This is a genomic window from Streptomyces paromomycinus, from assembly GCF_003865155.1.
In the GTDB taxonomy this organism is placed as follows: Bacteria; Actinomycetota; Actinomycetes; order Streptomycetales; family Streptomycetaceae; genus Streptomyces; species Streptomyces chrestomyceticus.
Map to the genome: position 1 here is coordinate 7,348,596 of NZ_BHZD01000001.1, position 14,920 is coordinate 7,363,515.

Annotated in this window: 12 protein-coding genes, 1 tRNA gene and 1 pseudogene; 4 read left to right on the forward strand and 10 right to left on the reverse strand. The window is 70.9% G+C overall.

The annotated features are described in order from the left end of the window. Positions 1-234 precede the first annotated feature (234 nt). On the forward strand, positions 235-945 hold the full coding sequence (locus OEIGOIKO_RS31640) for an SIMPL domain-containing protein (RefSeq protein WP_125056905.1): 711 nt from the start codon (positions 235-237) through the stop codon (positions 943-945). 146 nt (positions 946-1,091) lie between these two features. Then, positions 1,092-2,528 (forward strand): pyruvate kinase, encoded by a 1,437-nt coding sequence (gene pyk, locus OEIGOIKO_RS31645; RefSeq protein ID WP_125056906.1) that lies wholly within the window; start codon positions 1,092-1,094, stop codon positions 2,526-2,528. A 22-nt stretch (positions 2,529-2,550) separates the two neighbouring features. Here the strand turns inward: pyk and OEIGOIKO_RS31650 are convergent, their stop codons facing one another. The 3 genes from OEIGOIKO_RS31650 to OEIGOIKO_RS31660 form a co-directional block, all read right to left on the reverse strand. Then, a complete protein-coding gene (locus OEIGOIKO_RS31650) occupies positions 2,551-3,324 on the reverse strand; it encodes a helix-turn-helix domain containing protein (RefSeq protein WP_125056907.1) in 774 nt (257 codons plus the stop codon). Positions 3,325-3,347: 23 nt separating this feature from the next. Next, positions 3,348-4,121, reverse strand: coding sequence for a helix-turn-helix domain-containing protein (locus OEIGOIKO_RS31655; protein WP_125056908.1), 774 nt, complete (start codon positions 4,119-4,121; stop codon positions 3,348-3,350). A gap of 109 nt (positions 4,122-4,230) precedes the next feature. After that, positions 4,231-4,303: transfer RNA gene (locus OEIGOIKO_RS31660), tRNA-Leu, on the reverse strand. Between the two features lie 99 nt (positions 4,304-4,402). On the opposite strand from OEIGOIKO_RS31660, the gene OEIGOIKO_RS31665 reads away from it, so the two are divergent. Continuing rightward, entirely contained in the window at positions 4,403-5,080 is a 678-nt protein-coding gene (locus tag OEIGOIKO_RS31665; protein WP_125056909.1) for an ANTAR domain-containing response regulator, read from the forward strand. A 3-nt stretch (positions 5,081-5,083) separates the two neighbouring features. Here OEIGOIKO_RS31665 and OEIGOIKO_RS31670 read toward each other — a convergent pair whose 3' ends face one another. From OEIGOIKO_RS31670 to OEIGOIKO_RS31675, 3 genes and pseudogenes are all read right to left on the reverse strand, one after another. Then, positions 5,084-8,182 carry an AfsR/SARP family transcriptional regulator gene (locus tag OEIGOIKO_RS31670; RefSeq protein ID WP_371859033.1) on the reverse strand — a complete coding sequence of 1,033 codons (3,099 nt, stop codon included), beginning with the start codon at positions 8,180-8,182 and terminating at the stop codon, positions 5,084-5,086. A 57-nt stretch (positions 8,183-8,239) separates the two neighbouring features. Next, positions 8,240-8,923: pseudogene (locus OEIGOIKO_RS44005) on the reverse strand (AfsR/SARP family transcriptional regulator); the annotation flags it as partial. Further along, positions 8,913-9,743 (reverse strand): AfsR/SARP family transcriptional regulator, encoded by an 831-nt coding sequence (locus OEIGOIKO_RS31675; protein WP_170251930.1) that lies wholly within the window; start codon positions 9,741-9,743, stop codon positions 8,913-8,915. The pseudogene OEIGOIKO_RS44005 and the gene OEIGOIKO_RS31675, both read right to left, overlap by 11 nt. 436 nt (positions 9,744-10,179) lie before the next feature. On the opposite strand from OEIGOIKO_RS31675, the gene OEIGOIKO_RS31680 reads away from it, so the two are divergent. Continuing rightward, entirely contained in the window at positions 10,180-10,377 is a 198-nt protein-coding gene (locus OEIGOIKO_RS31680) for a hypothetical protein (protein WP_125056912.1), read from the forward strand. A gap of 53 nt (positions 10,378-10,430) precedes the next feature. Here the strand turns inward: OEIGOIKO_RS31680 and OEIGOIKO_RS31685 are convergent, their stop codons facing one another. Genes OEIGOIKO_RS31685 through OEIGOIKO_RS31700 form a run of 4 tightly spaced genes read right to left on the reverse strand, consistent with a single transcriptional unit; the run spans position 10,431 to position 14,908 of the window. Further along, positions 10,431-11,153, reverse strand: coding sequence for an ABC transporter ATP-binding protein (locus OEIGOIKO_RS31685; protein WP_125056913.1), 723 nt, complete (start codon positions 11,151-11,153; stop codon positions 10,431-10,433). Then, positions 11,150-12,109, reverse strand: coding sequence for an ABC transporter ATP-binding protein (locus OEIGOIKO_RS31690; RefSeq protein WP_125056914.1), 960 nt, complete (start codon positions 12,107-12,109; stop codon positions 11,150-11,152). Before OEIGOIKO_RS31690 ends, OEIGOIKO_RS31685 begins: the two co-directional genes overlap by 4 nt. A 7-nt stretch (positions 12,110-12,116) precedes the next feature. After that, the gene (locus OEIGOIKO_RS31695) at positions 12,117-13,973 is read right to left on the reverse strand and encodes a branched-chain amino acid ABC transporter permease (protein WP_246177658.1); all 1,857 of its coding nucleotides are present in this window, start codon (positions 13,971-13,973) and stop codon (positions 12,117-12,119) included. A 5-nt stretch (positions 13,974-13,978) separates the two neighbouring features. Beyond that, complete coding sequence (locus OEIGOIKO_RS31700; protein ID WP_125056915.1) at positions 13,979-14,908, reverse strand: branched-chain amino acid ABC transporter permease; 930 nt, start codon at positions 14,906-14,908, stop codon at positions 13,979-13,981. Positions 14,909-14,920 lie beyond the last annotated feature (12 nt).

The window sequence follows — 14,920 nt, forward strand, 5'->3', positions numbered from 1 at the left end:
CACGGCGGCAGCGGACACCGGCGACGGCGACGGACCTCCGGCAGGCCCCGTGGCGGGGACCGCGGCGGGACCGTCGCCCACCGCGACACTCCGACCACCACAACACTCATGGACAACGCGCGTAGATTCTGGCTCAGCAGCCCCACCCGCAACAGCCCCCACAGGTTGCGATCAGATGACCGCCCTCCCCGGCCCCTCCCTGACAAACACCCCGCCCCGTGCCAGGCTGCCCCCATGACCGACCCCGACACCCGGCCCGCCGCCCTCCCGTACGGCACCCCCGACGCGCCCCGCCTCGCCGTCCGCGGCGAAGCCCGTATCGAGGCCGACCCCGAGATCGCCCGCATCGACATCACCGTCCAGGCCCGCGGCACCGACCGCACCGCGACCCTCAAGGACCTCACCCACCGCAACGACCAGGTCCTCACCCTCGTCAAGAGCTACGGCGACGCCGTCGAGAAACTCGACACCGGCGCCTTCTCCGTCACCCCCGAAATCACCGCCAAAGGCCGCCACGAACGCGTACGCGCCTACCACGGACGCGTCCGCGTCACCGCCACGCTCGCCGACTTCACCGCCCTCGGTGAACTCACCACCCGCCTCGCCGACCTCGACCTCACCCGCGTCGACGGCCCCTGGTGGGCCCTGCGCCCCGACTCGCCCGCCCACCGCGAAGCCCGCCGGCAGGCCGTGCGCGAAGCCGTTCAGCGCGCCCGCGAATACGCCGAAGCCCTCGGCGCACGCCTCGACGCCGTCCTCGAACTCGCCGACACCGGCGCCGACGACGCCACGCCGATGCCCGTACCCGGCGGCGCGTTCCGCTCCGTCGCCTACGGGGGAGCGGCCGCGGCCGAAAGCGCCCCCGCCCTCGACCTCGAACCCGCCCGCCAGGAGGTGTACGCACAGATCAACGCCCGCTTCACGATGACCCGCCCCGCACTGTGACCCCGAGCCCCGCGACGTTCGCTTATCCGCTCATAGGAGCACCGGCGCGCGCATTCAACTACTTGTCAAGAGCCTTTCACGTAAAGGCCGTTGGGCAGTCACTTCCCCACAGTTCCCTACCTATGAGTAGGTCGTAGGGTCGCCTCATGCGCCGAGCAAAGATCGTCTGCACACTGGGACCCGCCACCGACTCGTACGAGCAGATCAAGGCACTCGTCGAAGCCGGTATGGACGTGGCCCGCTTCAACCTCAGCCACGGCACCTACGCCGACCACGAGGCGCGGTACGAGCGGGTACGCAAAGCATCCGAGGAGACCGGCCGCAGCGTCGGCGTCCTCGCCGATCTTCAAGGCCCGAAGATCCGACTCGGCCGGTTCCGCGAAGGCCCCGTACTTCTCGAACGCGACGACGCCTTCACCATCACCGTCCGCCCTGGCGTCGAAGGCGACCGCCACCGCTGCGGCACCACCTACGAAGGCCTCGCCGACGACGTCACCCCCGGCGAACGCATCCTCGTCGACGACGGCAAGGTCACCCTCCAGGTCACCGACGTCCGCGACACCGAGGTCCACACCAAGGTCGTCGAAGGCGGCATGGTCTCCGACCACAAGGGCCTCAACCTCCCCGGCGTCGCCGTCTCCGTCCCCGCCCTCTCCGAGAAGGACTGCGAAGACCTCCGCTGGGCCCTGCGCATCGGCGCCGACATCATCGCCCTCTCCTTCGTCCGCAGCGGCGACGACATCGACGACGTCCACCGCATCATGCGCCAGGAGAACTGCTTCCGACCCGTCATCGCCAAGGTCGAAAAACCCCAGGCCGTCGACGCCATCGACGACATCGTCGCCGCCTTCGACGGCATCATGGTCGCCCGCGGCGACCTCGGCGTCGAAATGCCCCTGGAAACGGTCCCGGTCGTCCAGAAGCGCGCCGTCAAACTCGCCAAACGCAATGCGAAGCCGGTCATCGTCGCCACCCAGATGCTCGACTCCATGATCGAGAACTCCCGGCCCACCCGCGCCGAAGCCTCCGACGTCGCCAACGCCGTCATCGACGGCACCGACGCGGTGATGCTCTCCGGCGAGACCAGCGTCGGCAAGTACGCCACCGAAACCGTACGCACCATGGCCCGCATCGTCGCCGCGGCCGAGGAGGACATCCTCACCAAGGGCCTGCCCCCGCTCACCGACCGCAGCAAACCCCGCACCCAGGGCGGCGCCGTCGCCCGCGCCGCCGCCGAAATGGGCGACTTCCTCGGCGCCAAGTTCCTCGTCGCCTTCACCCAGTCCGGCGACACCGTCCGCCGCCTCTCCCGCTACCGCTCACCCATCCCCCTCCTCGCCTTCACCCCCGAACCGGCCACCCGCTCCCAGCTCAACCTCACCTGGGGCGTCGAAACCTTCCTCGGCCCCAAGGTCGACTCCACCGACGAGATGGTCGCCCAGGTCGACGAGGAACTCCTGCGCATCGGCCGCTGCGAACGCGGCGACGTCGTCATCATCACCGCCGGCTCCCCACCCGGCGTCGCCGGCTCCACCAACCTCGTCCGCGTCCACCACATCGGCGAGGACGACTCCCCGAAGTAACCCGCCGCCCGCGGCCGCCGCTTCAGTACTTGGGCCCGACGTGCACATCCATCAGTGCCACCGAGGCACGGCGGGCCACCGACACATTCTGCGCGCGGCGACTGTGGCGGGCCTGCCGCCAGGCGACGCCCACCGCGTCCAGCGCGTCCGTACAGAGCCGGACGATGTCGGCGGACGCGTTGGTGAAGAAGTACCGCGGATACTCGTACCGCTTGCGCACGCCGCCCACGAGGCGGGTCGCCCAATTGGTGATCCGGCAGCCGTCGGAATGGAAGAGGCCGCGGAGGAATTCCCAGGGATGCGCGTCGACGATGCGCTGCTGCCAGGGCTCCAGAACGATCGGACGGTCGTGCTTCTTACCAGGCCCGTGCTGCGGGAACAGGCAAGGCCAGTGCGCGCTGTAAGAGGACACCATGACGCAGCCCTGCTTCCGCACCAGGCAGACGCTGTTACCGGTCCCCGCACGCAGCACAGCCGTACGACAAGCGTCGATGAGGCCCGGCCACGCGTCCGCACACGCGATCCGTATGACGAAGCCGCCGTGCGGGTGCGCACTGATGCAGCCGTCCCCCAGGTAAAGCCCGAGCAGGTACGCGTACGCGGCGGTGTCGGCGGGCGGCCGCGGCTCACTCGCGCACCGTACGCACTCCGTCCGCGGGCGGGCGCGCGGCTCCAGCCGGACGCGCCACTCGCGCATCGCCGACCGCGATATCCCGGTCTCCTTGCTGACGGAGTTGAGGCTGCGTCCCTGGGCCAGGAGGGCGAGGGCGCGTTTGCGGGTGGGGATGTCGTACATGGCCGCGTGCCGCCTTCAGGAGATCAGTATTTCGGGCCGATGTGGGTGTCCATGAGGGCCACGGAGGCGCGCTTGGCCACGGAGATGTTGAACGGGTCGCCGAACTTCCGGGTGATCTTCCATTCGACGCCCACGGCCGTCAGGGTGTCGGAGCAGATTTTCAGGATGTCCTCGGATTTGTTGGTGAAGAAGTAGCGCGGGTATGCGTACCGCTTGGACTGGCCGCCGACGAACTGCGTGGTCCAGTTGGTGACCCGGCAGCCGTCCGAGTGGATCAGACCGCGAATCAGTTCCCACGGGTAGGTGTCGACGATCTCCTGTTGCCACGGTTCCAGGACGATGGGCCGCTCGTGCTTCCTGCCGGGGCCGTGCTGGGGAAACAAGCACGTCCAGTGCCGGGTGTAGGACTTCACCTCCACGCACCCCGTCTTCTGGCGTCGGCCCGTGGAAGGCGTGGCCATCACCTTGCGCATGGCCTCCTCGGCCTCGTCGACGAGGCCGGGCCAGGCATCACCGCAGTAGATGGACAAGTGGTGCTGTTTCGTCTTTGAGACGATGTGGCCGTCGCCGAGATAGAGGCCGAGTAAGTACGCATAGGCCCTGCGGTCGAAGGGCCGGGGTGCGCAACGCGGGCAGTCGTGGGTGCGCTCGAACGGCTCGCCACGGCGTTTGCGGTCTTCGTGGCGCCACCAGCCGACGGTTCCGCGCGGGACATCGAGTTGCTGCGCCACCACGCGATTGGTGACGCCTTGCCGTAGGAGATCCAGAGCTCGCTGACGCGTATCAAGGTCGTACATGAATACGAGCTTGGCTGGATGTCTGCCTGCGCGGGCTGATTCGCTACTACGTTCACCGCGTAGAGTGAAGATCGCCAACTGGTGCGTTACCTTCGAATCGAAGGTAAAGTGCCCTGGGTGGGATTCGAACCCACGCTGTCGGTGGTTTGAGCACCGTGTCTCTCCCGCTGGACTACCAGGGCTTACCTTGAAAACCAAGGCTAGCGGAGACCCGCCGTGCCTCAAACATACAGGAGATAGGTAGGCTCATGGGGCACCACCTGCCTGGAACGAGGAGACCCGTGAGCGCCGCCGAGCCCGAGCAGCCCGTCGCCGAGGACGATCAGTCGCATGTCCCGCCGCAGACGACCCGTGTGGTCATCGCCGAGGACGAGGCCCTCATCCGTCTCGATCTCAAAGAGATGCTGGAGGAGGAGGGGTACACCGTCGTCGGCGAGGCCGGGGACGGGGCGAAAGCCGTGGAGCTGGCCCGGGAGCACCGGCCGGACCTGGTGATCCTGGACGTGAAGATGCCGATCCTCGACGGGATCTCCGCCGCGGAGCAGATCGCCGAGGAGAGCATCGCCCCGGTGCTGATGCTCACCGCGTTCTCGCAGCGCGAACTGGTGGAGCGGGCGCGGGACGCCGGGGCCATGGCGTACCTCGTCAAGCCGTTCAGCAAGAGCGACGTGGTGCCGGCGATCGAGATGGCGGTGAGCCGTTTCACGGAGCTGAAGACGCTGGAGAAGGAGGTCGCCGACCTCACCCAGCGGCTGGAGACCCGCAAGCTGGTGGACCGGGCGAAGAGCGTGCTGCAGACCCAGTACGGGCTGACCGAGCCGGCCGCCTTCCGCTGGATCCAGAAGACGTCGATGGACCGTCGGCTGTCCATGCAGCAGGTCGCCGAGGCGGTCATCGAGGACGCCGAGGAGAAGAAGCAGCAGAAGGACAAGGACAAGAAGGCCAAGGACGGCGAGTAGCCGTCAGGGCAGGTGCGCGGCGGCGGGGGTGCGCGCTGCCGGGAGGCCGAGCAGAGCGCGTACGTCGTCGGCCTCCGGGGCGCGCAGCGGCGTGAAGAGCTGTAGCGCCTCCTGCCAGATGGCGTGGGCGCGTTCCGGCCGGCCGGCTGCCCGCAGGGCGTGGCCGAGGGTGACGAGGACTTTGGCACGCCGCCATGGGTCGCCGTCGATCAGAAGCGCGTCGAAAGCGGCTTCCGCGTGGCGGGCGGCTTCGGAGGGCTCCCCGGCTTCGAGGAGGGCTTCGGCAAGCCGGTAGCGGGTGAGCCCGACCCACAGGCTCTGGCGTTCTTCGTGGAAGAGCGCCAGAGCTTCGGTGTACCGGGACCGTGCCGCGTCCAGCCGGCCTGCCGCGGCCAGGGTGACTCCTGTCGTGTACAGGCCGTGGGCCAGCCGTACGGAGGCGCCGAGGTCGCGGTGGTGGCGGAGGGCGTGGTCCGCGGCGGCCAGGGATTCCCTCTTGCGTCCGAGTGCGAGCAGGGCGCGGGACTGGTGGGCGAGTGCCGCCGCTTCGCCGTACCGGTCGCCGTCGTGCCGGGCAGCGTCGAGGGCCTTGGTGAAGTACGTGAGTGCGGCCGTGTGGCGGTGGGCAGTGAGTGCTTCGACGCCGCGGAGGTGCAGGGCTCGGCCGCGTACGACGGGGTCGTCGGCGAGCTGCCCGAGGGTGAGGGCCGCGCGGGACTGGATCTCGGCGTCCCGGAAGCGGCCGAGCCGGGCGTGGGCGCGGCTGAGGAGGAGCCGGGCGCGGGCTTCGGCGGTGGTGTCTCCTGCTTCGTGGGCGGCTTCGGCCAGGGTGTGGGCGGTCTGCTCGTACTGAGGGAGGAGGGGGGCGGGGCCGAGCAGGTCCTGGGTGAGGAAGAGCAGGTCGGTGGCGGCGCGCAGTTCGCGAGTGTCTCGGCCCGGGGCGGTGGCTTGCTGTACGGCGGCCAGGAGGTTGCCGCCTTCGGTGGACAGCCAATCCAGTGCGGCGCTGCGGCCGGTGAAGACGGTGCCGGGCCGGGTGGCCGGGGTGAGGTGGTCGAGGAGCCGGTCGCCGGGGCACTTGAGCTGGTGGGCGTCGGTGGCGGTGGCGAGGTAGTGGTCGAGCAGCCGGGTGAGGGCTGCTGAGCGCGCTTCCGGCGGGTCCTCGTCGCGTTCGGCGCGGGAGCGGGCGTAGAGGCGTACGAGTTCGTGGAAGCGGTAGCGGCTGGGGGCGGCGGATTCCAGGAGGGACGTGTCGACGAGGGATTCGAGGAGTTCTTCGGCGGGTGGGTGGGGCTGGTGGGGGGAGCGGGTTGCGGTGCCGGTGCTGTCGGCCTCCGTGTCGAGCAGGGCCGCTGCCGCGGGCAGTGAGATGTCGGGGCCGTCGGCGAGGCTGAGGAGCCGGAAGGCCTCTGCCTGCCGTGGTGTCAGTCGTCGGTAGCTGAGTTCCAGGGCGGATGCCACCGAGAGGTCGCCGGCGCGCAGTTCGTCGAGCCGGTGGTGTGCGTCGGCGAGCTTGGCGGCGAGTACGGCGACGGTCCAGGTGCGGCGGGCGGCGAGGCGGGCGGCGGCGATGCGGATGGCGAGCGGCAGGTGTCCGCAGGCGTTGACGACGTCCCGGGCGGCTTCGGGTTCGGCGGCGGCACGCTGTTCGCCGACGATGCGGGTGAAGAGGGTGAGTGCCTTCTCGGGGGCCATGACGTCGAGGTCGACGAACCGGGCGCCGGCGAGGCCGACGAGGCGGGAGCGGCTGGTGACGAGGGCCGCGGAGCCGTCCGTGCCGGGCAGGAGGGGGCGGACCTGGGCGGCGTCGTGGGCGTTGTCGAGGAGGACGAGGATGCGGCGGTCCGCGAGGAGGGCGCGGTAGCGGGCAGCGCGTTCGTGGGTGCCGTCGGGGATGTCGGATTCGGGGGTGCCGAGGGCGCGGAGGAAGGAGCCGAGGACGGTTGCGGGGTCGGCGGGGGCGTGGGCGGCCTGGAGGTCGGCGTAGAGCTGGCCGTCGGGGAAGTGGTCGCGGGCGAGGTGGGCGGCGTGGACGGCGAGGGTGGTCTTGCCGACGCCGGGCAAGCCGCTGATGGCTGCTACGGGCGTGAACGTGTCGCCGGTGGGGGCGAGTTTGTTCAGCAGCGCGGCTAGGAAGGCGTTGGGGGTGACGAAGTCCGGCACAGTGGCCGGGAGTTGCAGGGGCACGACGCGGGCAGGTTCGTCGGACTTCTGCGGGGTGGGGCCGGCCAGTTCGGGGTCGGCGGCGAGGATGCGCTGGTGCAGGGCGGCGAGGGTGGGGGCGGGGTCGACGCCGAGTTCGTCGGCGAGCAGGCGGCGGGTGTCGGCGAAGACGGCGAGCGCTTCGGCCTGCCGGCCGCTGCGGTAGAGGGCGAGCATGAGGAGTTCGCGCAGGCGTTCGCGCAGGGGGTGTGCGGCGGTGAGTGCGGTGAGTTCCAGTACGGCTTCGGTGTGGTTGCCGAGGTCGAGGTCGAGTTCGAGGCGCGTCTCCAGGAGGGACAGGCGCCATTCCTCCAGGCGGGTGCGCTGGTTGTCCGCGTACGGTCCGGCGAGGTGGGCCAGTGATTCGCCGTCCCACAGGGCGAGGGCGGAGTTCAGGAGTGCGCGGGCCGCGCCGAGGTCACCGGCGGCGCGGGCGTCCTCGGCCTCGGCCGCGTACCTTTCCGCGTGATCGATGTCGAGGTCGAGTGGCCGGCCGCCCAGTGGGCGCAGGGCGTAGCCGCCGGACTCGGCGACCAGGAGGTCCGCGTCGGCCCCGAGTGCTTTGCGGATGCGGGAGGCGTACGTACGGAGTGCCGCGAGGGCGGCGTGCGGTGGTTCTTCGCCCCAGAGGGCGTCGACGAGTTCGGGTGCGGTGGCGGTCCGGCCGCCGCGGAGCAGCAGGACGGCGAGGAGGGCGCGCTGCTGTGGGGAACCGGCCGCGAGTGGTGTCGTGCCGCGCCAGGCTCGTACGGGGCCGAGGACGGTGAAGCGGACGGAGTCCTGGTGGGTGTCGGGTGCGTTGCGGTTCGGCGGGGGGCTGGCGGCGAGGGGCGGCGGGTCCGCAGTGGTGGTGGTGACGGATGGGGCGGGTGCGGTCGCGGGCTCCGCGTCGTTCTTGATCGCTGCGTGGAGTGCCTGGAGGCGGGGTGGCAGGCCGGTGCCGTACGCGGCCTCGGAGGCAGCGTCGTAGCGTTCGAGGACGCGCAGGGCTTCGGTGGTGCGGCCGGTCGTGTGGAGGGCCGTGGCGAGGTGGGCGTGGAAGGTTTCGTCGTGGGGGTGTTCGGCCACCAGGGTGCGCAGTTCGAGGATGGTGCGTGCGGCGTGGCCGGTGCGGTGGTCGGCTGCGATGCGCAGGCCGAGTGCTTCGGTACGCAGGTCTTCCAGGCGTTGTACGTGGGGGGCGAGGCCGGTGCCGGTGGCGAGGCCGGCGAGGGCCGGGCCCCGCCAGGCGGCGAGGGCGTCGGCCAGCAGGCCGCGAGCGATGTGGGGGGCGCCTTCGTTCAGCTGAGTCCTGGCCGTGTCGACGGCCGTGACGAAGCGGGTCAGGTCGATGCGGTCCGCGGGGAGGTGCAGGGCGTAGCCGTCCTGCGTCCATGGGAGGAGACGGCGTCCGGTGCCGTGGCCGACGGTCTTGTCGAACTGCCGGCGGATGCGGTGGACGTGGGTCTGTATCTGATTTCTGGGGGTGGCGGGCGCGTCGGTGCCCCAGATGGCCGCGGTGAGGGCGGTGAGGGGGACGGTCTGGCCGTGGTGGAGCAGCAGGGCGGCGAGCAGCGCCTGCTGGCGGATGGCGGTCGGGGTGATGTCGACGCCGCCGAGGGTGAGTTGGAGCGGTCCGAGGATCCGAGCTTCAAGATCCATCGTGCTGGTCCGCAGCGTCGTGAAGGGGAGCGTCGTGCGGGACGGTGCCGTGCAGGAGGGCCGCGTGGGCGTGTGCCAGGGCCGGCGGCCGGGTGCCGTCGGTGCGGTGCCGTCGTTCGAGTTCTTCGCCGATCAGGCGCATGGCGCGGCTCTCCGCTCCGCCCGCGCACAGGGCGCGGGCCAGGGCGATGACGACGCTCTCGTCGTCGGGGTGCCGGTCGTGCAGGTCCTTGAGGGCGAGGGTGGCCCGGGAGACCGCTCCGGTGGCGAGCAGTGCGGTGGCCCGGCGTTTGCCGGTGTCGAGGTGGATCTCGGTGAGGGCGCGCCGGGTGTTGCGTACGAAGGCGGAGGGCCGGAGGCCGGTGAGGGGTTCGCCGCGCCACAGGGCCAGTGCCGCGTCGAAGCGGTCGAGGGCGCCGTGGTGGTCGCCCCGGGCCTGGTGGTCGGCGCCGTCGTCCGCGAGGTGGCGGAAGCGGTCGGTGTCCACCTGGCCGGGGGCGACGTGGAGGACGTAGCTGACGTTCTCCGGGGTGTGGCCGGGGTGGGTGGTCAGGCGTGCCGGGCGTTCGCGGCCCGGGGCTTCGTACTGCGCCAGGGTGCGGCGCAGGTGATGGATGTGCAGGTGGATCGCGGAGATCGCCGATGCGGGGGGCGGGCCGGGCCAGACGCGTTCGCGGAGCGTGGCGACGGTGAGGGCTTGTCCGGGCTGGAGGAGCAGGGCGGTGAGGACGGCTCTGCGCTGCGGGGGGCCCAGTGCGACGGGTGTGCCGTCGTGGTGGGAGGTCACCGGCCCCAGCAGGCCGAAGCGGAGCGTTGCCACGTCGGTGTGCCCCTTCCGGTGCTCCAGTGCGCTGTACGCGCTGCCGACGAACTTAGCAGCGCATTCAGCGGACGTTAAGTGAGCGTGGATCCATGCTGGTTGGAGCCTTGGTCGAGGATGTATAAAGGGGGTGTGTGGTGCGTTCATCGTTCGTTTACAGGGTGCATCCACTCTTGCAGGACAGCGTCCTGAGACTCATGCCTGGTCCGGCGCGCTTTCGGCGGGGCCCCGGGGGTGGTAGCCCGGGAGCCCTGCCTCGCCGTTTTTCTTTCCCAACTGTGGCCCATGGGGCGTGATTTGGGCTACCGTCGTTCCGACTCTTCGCGTCGCCGTGCTCCGGCCGCGGGCTCCCTTACCACGGGCCTGTCCGGAGCGTTCCGCGGTCGTGCGCCGAGGTCGCCCGCTGGACTAGGCATGGTCGAAGGGAGAGTGCGTCATGCACTCAGGAGACTGGATGTGGCTTGCCGCCGGGGTGGTGGTGACGCTGGCCTTCTTCGGGCTGGTCGCCTACCTCGTACGGGAGTTGAAGTCGACGCGTCGGCTGCCGGCGGTGCTCGCGGCCGTCGCGGTGCTCATCGGGGCGCTGCCGGCGGTGCTCTACGCGCTGTATCACGTGTTGGTGGCGACCCAGTAGGCCGTCGGGCCCCGGCCCGGTGCGCCTCCGGCCGGGGCCCTCGCGGTGTCTTCTCAGTCCTCGCCCAGGTAGGCCTTCCGCACGGACTCGTCGTGCAGGAGTTCCTGCCCGGTGCCGGACAGGACGACGGTGCCGGTCTCCATGACGTGGCCGTGGTCGGCGAGGGAGAGCGCGGCCTGGGCGTTCTGTTCGACCAGGAGGATGGTGGTGCCCTGGGCGCGCAGTTCGCGGATGGTGTCCATGATCTTCTGCATCATGATGGGGGACAGGCCCATGGAGGGCTCGTCCAGCATCAGCAGTTTGGGCCGGGACATCAGGGCGCGGCCCATGGCGAGCATCTGCTGTTCGCCGCCGGACAGGGTGCCGGAGGCCTGGCGGCTGCGTTCGCCGAGGATGGGGAAGAGGTCGTAGACGCGCCGGATGTCGGCCTCGATGCCGTCCGGGTCCTTGCGCAGGAACGCGCCGAGCTTGAGGTTTTCGGCGATGGTCAGGCGGGGGAAGAGGCGGCGGCCTTCGGGGGAGTGGGCCAGGCCGCGTTCGACGATCTTGTGGGCGGGGACGCCGGTGAGCGGCGCGCCGTCGAAGGTGATCTTCCCGGTGAGGGGTTTGAGGAGGCCGGAGAGGGTGCGCAGGGTGGTGGTCTTGCCGGCGCCGTTGGTGCCGATGAGGGTGACGACCTGGCCGGCCTCGACGGTGAAGGAGATGCCTTTGACGGCTTCGATCTTGCCGTAGGCGACGCGCAGGTCCTCGACCTGGAGGAGCGGGGGTGTGGTCATCGGGCGTCTCCCTCCGGGGCGGGGCCGCCGGGTGCGGAGTCGCCCGGTGGGCGGTCCTCGGACGGGGGGTGGGCGCTGGGGGCGTCCTCCGGGGCGGCGGGGGCGTGGCCGGCGGCGCGGGCCTGTTCCTCCGCGGCCCGTACCTCGGCCGCTTCTTCGGCGCCGGGTGCGTCCTCGAAGGGCGTGCCGAGGTAGGCGGCGACGACGCGTTCGTCGGCCTGGACGGTCTCGGAGCTGCCTTCGACGAGTTTCTCGCCCTGGACGAGGACGGCGACGCGGTCGCAGAGGTTGAAGATGAAGCGCATGTCGTGCTCGATGACGAGGACGGCGGTGCCCTGGTCGCGGATGGCGAGGACGAGGTCGCGGGTGGCGCGGGTCTCCTGGGGGTTCATGCCGGCGGTGGGTTCGTCCAGGAGGAGCAGGCCGGGGTCGCTGGCGAGGGCGCGGGCGATCTCCAGCTTGCGCTGTTCGCCGTAGGGCAGATTGCGGGCGAGATGGTCGCGTTTGGCGGCGAGGCCGGTGAACTCCAGGAGTTCCATGGCGCGTTGTTCGGAGGAGCGTTCGGCCTTGCGGAAGCCGGGGCCGCGCAGGAGGGCGGACCAGAGTCCTTCTTTGGTGCGGGTGTGGCGGCCGACGAGGGTGTTCTCCAGGACGGTCATGTTGGCGAAGAGGCGGATGTTCTGGAAGGTGCGGGCGACACCGGCCTTGGTGACGAGGTGGGGTTTGCGGGAGAGGCGGGTGCCTCGGTAGCTGACAGTGCCTTCGGTGGGAACGTAGAGGCCGGTGAGGCAGTTGAAGAAGGTGGTCTTGCCGGCGCCGTTGGGGCCGATGAGGCCGACGATCTCACCGGCCCGGACGGTCAGGTCGACATCGCGTACGGCGGTCAGGCCGCCGAAGCGCATGGTGACGCCCGCGGCTTCGAGGACGGTGTCGGCGGTGCTGGTGGGTGTGGTCATGGTCTCGTCACGCCTTCGCCTGGGTGCCGCCGCCGAGCGCCTGGTCCCCGGCGGGCAGGCGGGTGTCGGGTACGTCGAGCTGGCCGGTCTCGTGGAATTCGAGCTGCTTCCTGCGGTCGGGGATCAGGCCCTCGGGGCGGAAGCGCATGAGCAGGACGAGGGCGAGGCCGAACAGGAACAGCTGGTAGTCCTGGAGGAAGTCGAGTTTGGCGGGGATGAGGAAGAGCAGGGCCGCGCCGACGAGGGGGCCGCTGAGGGTGCCCATGCCGCCGAGGATGACGGCGGCGAGCAGGAACGCGGAGTTGGGCGGGGTGGGCCCGGCGAACTGGAACTGCTCGGGGGTGGCGGTGGTGACGACATGGACGTGGACGGTGCCGGCGAACCCGGCGAGGGCGGCGCCGAGGGCGAAGGCGAGCAGGCGCAGCCGGAAGCTGTTGACGCCCATGGCGACGGCGGCGGTCTCGTCCTCCCGGATGGCGATCCAGGCGCGGCCGATGCGGGAGGCGGCGGCCCGGCGGAAGACCAGGACGACGACGGCGGTCACGAGGATCATCAGGAGGTAGTAGTTGCCGTAGGTGGCGATGGTGAAGCCGAGGATCTCGTGGGGTTCGCCGAAGTTGAAGCCGAAGATCTCCAGGTTGGGGATGTTGGGGATGCCCATGGCGCCGTTGGTGACGTCGGGGCCGGTGGTGCCGTTGAGGTTGAGCATGGCGATACGGAAGATCTCGCCGAAGCCGAGGGTGACGATGGCGAGGTAGTCGCCGCGCAGGCGCAGGGTGGGGGCGCCGATCAGCACGCCGAAGGCGAGGGAGGCGGCGGCGCCGGTCAGCAGGGCGGCCCAGAACGGGAAGTGCAGCCCGAGGACCGATTCGGGGCTGCCGGAGACGAGGGCGGCCGCGTAGGCGCCGACGCCGAGGAAGGCCACGTAGCCGAGGTCGAGGAGGCCGGCGAGGCCGACGACGACGTTCAGGCCGAGCGCGACGGTGGCGAAGATCAGGATGTTGGCGCCGATGATCGTGTACTGGTCGGTGTCCTGGGTGAACGGGAAGCAGGCCGCGGCGACGAAGGCCGCGGCGAGCGCGACGCCGCGGTGCCGGGCGGTGATCTCGGTGAGGCGGCGGACGAGTCCGGCGCGGATCAGGGCGGGCGTGGCGAGCGCGACGAAGATCAGGTAGCCGACGAAGGGCGCGCCGTCCTCCGCGTCGATGCCGTACGTGAAGACGTACAGCCCGGCGCCGAAGGCCGCGGCGATGATCAGGATCTCGCCCCAGGAGGGCAGGGGGCGCGCGGGTGTGCGCGGCGGTACGGAGGCCAGGGCACCCGTGAAGCGCTGCCAGGCGCCGGGTGCCGGAACGGCGTCCCGGACCGCCGGTACGGGGCGGTCGGCGGGCAGGCCGAGGGCGCCGAGGAACGTGGCGAGCGCGGCGGCGCCCGCGATGTAGCCGCCGGCTTCGAGGTTGACCAGGCCGCCGAGCTGGACGGCGATGGCACCGAGGGTGAACCAGGTGGCGGCGAGGGTGGCGAGGGCGGCGAACAGGACGGGGGCGGTGCGGCCGGCGGGGGTGAGCCAGCCGAGGTAGCGGACGCCGAGGCCGGAGAGGGCGAACAGGAGGGTGAGGACGCCGCCGGCGAGGGTGATCAGCTGGAGGCCGGCGGGGGAGCCGTAGTAGGTGAGGTCGCCGGGGAAGGCGCTGCTCCAGGTCCAGGGCAGTGCGGTGGAGGCGGCGGTGGCGAGGGCGGCGGCCGCGGTGCCGAGGAGGGCACCGCGTTCGGGCAGGGGGAGGACGCCCGGGGGGCGCGGCGTCGCGGTCCCGGCCGTCTTGCCGGTGCCGTCGCCGCCGTTGGCGGGTGTGGTGGTGGTCATCGCTATCACGCCCGATCCGCGACGCGTTCGCCGAGCAGGCCCTGTGGCCTGAGCAGCAGGACGAGGATGAGGAGGACGAAGGCCCAGACGTCCTTCCAGGCGCCGCCGCCGAACTGCTGCATGCCGGGGATCTCCTCGACGTAGCCGGTCGCGAGCGCTTCGGCGACGCCGAGGACGAGGCCGCCGAGCATGGCGCCGTAGATGTTGCCGATGCCGCCGAGGACGGCCGCGGTGAAGGCCTTGAGGCCGAGGATGAAGCCCATCCGGAACTGCACCTCGCCGGTGCGCAGCCCGTAGGCGACGGCGGCGACGCCCGCGAAGACCGCGCCGATGGCGAAGGCCAGCACGATGATCCGGTCGGTGTTGATGCCCATGAGCTTGGCGGTGTCCGGGTCCTGGGCGGTGGCCTGCATGGCGCGGCCGCTGCGGGTGCGGGCGACGAAGAAGCCGAGGGCGATCATGCACACCGGGGCGGCGGCGATCACGAAGATGTCACCGCGCTGGACGGTGGCGCCCAGGATCTCGAAGGAGTCCCCTTTGAACTGCGGGAAGACCCGGGCCTTGTTGCCCTCGGGATACCACATCCAGACGGCCTGCTGGAGGACGATGGACAGGCCGATGGCGGTGATCAGGGGCGCGAGGCGGGGCGCGCCGCGCAGCGGCCGGTAGGCGAAACGTTCCGCTGCCACGCCGACGAGCCCGGAGACGACGACGGCTCCGAGGAGCATCAGGGGCAGCGCGAGGAGGAGGGACGTGCCGGACGGCATGACGAGGTAGACGGTGAGCGCGCCGAAGCCGCCGACCATGAAGATCTCGCCGTGCGCGAAGTTGATGAGCTGGACGATGCCGTAGACCATCGTGTAGCCGATCGCGATGAGTCCGTACATCGCGCCGAGGATGAGTCCGTTGGCCAGCTGTTGCGGCAGTTCGTTCACCGCAGGGCCTCC